Genomic DNA, 573 nt, shown 5'->3' with positions numbered 1-573 from the left:
CTTGACACCAAAAGGGGGTATCCAGATAAAAGATTTCACGGTGTGTTGGCGAATAAAATCAAAGAGAGGCATCACTTCAACTTTTTTGCCTAAATAAGAAAATGGCCAGGATTGCGATTCGGGATGAATCCCATCGGCTGATATCTGCTTGTAGCCATCACCAAATTCCACTTCTTTGATTCGATGTCTGTACTCGCCCGTTGGGCTGTCTTGAATCTGGGTTCGCCATTTAAATTCATCCATTAACTTGACTCCATAAATAAAAAAAGCCACAATTAAGTGACTTTTTTGTTTTTTAGTAAAATTAATTTATCAATTTTACCGTTGAATGCATCTCAAGGTGTCTTAAAACTTATACCCTACGCCAACCGTGAATGCATCCGTTTTCCACTCACCACTGCCTGAACGTTCATAGCCCAAATCAAAGGTAACTCCCTCGTAAACATTCACTTGCATACCAACGCCGTAGGCTAAGTTAGTGCTGCTTTTTGAAAACGTTTTTTTACCATATTTGGTAACATCTAAATCAAAGTTTACATGGCTACATCCCAAGCCTACTAATCCATAAACACT

General features: G+C 39.1%; 2 protein-coding genes. Both read right to left on the bottom strand.

Translation table 11 applies throughout. The annotated features are described in order from the left end of the window. The coding region (locus CBG25_RS04805) for a phage tail protein (RefSeq protein WP_290604951.1) at positions 1-243 on the bottom strand (243 nt) is incomplete at its 3' end. 102 nt (positions 244-345) lie between these two features. Then, a partial coding sequence (locus tag CBG25_RS04800) for an Ail/Lom family outer membrane beta-barrel protein (RefSeq protein ID WP_290604950.1) occupies positions 346-573 on the bottom strand: 228 nt, incomplete at its 5' end.

The sequence above is a fragment of the Arsenophonus sp. ENCA genome (genome assembly GCF_002287155.1).
GTDB lineage: Bacteria > Pseudomonadota > Gammaproteobacteria > Enterobacterales > Enterobacteriaceae > Arsenophonus > Arsenophonus nilaparvatae.
This window is presented reverse-complemented; position numbering and strand designations above follow the sequence as displayed.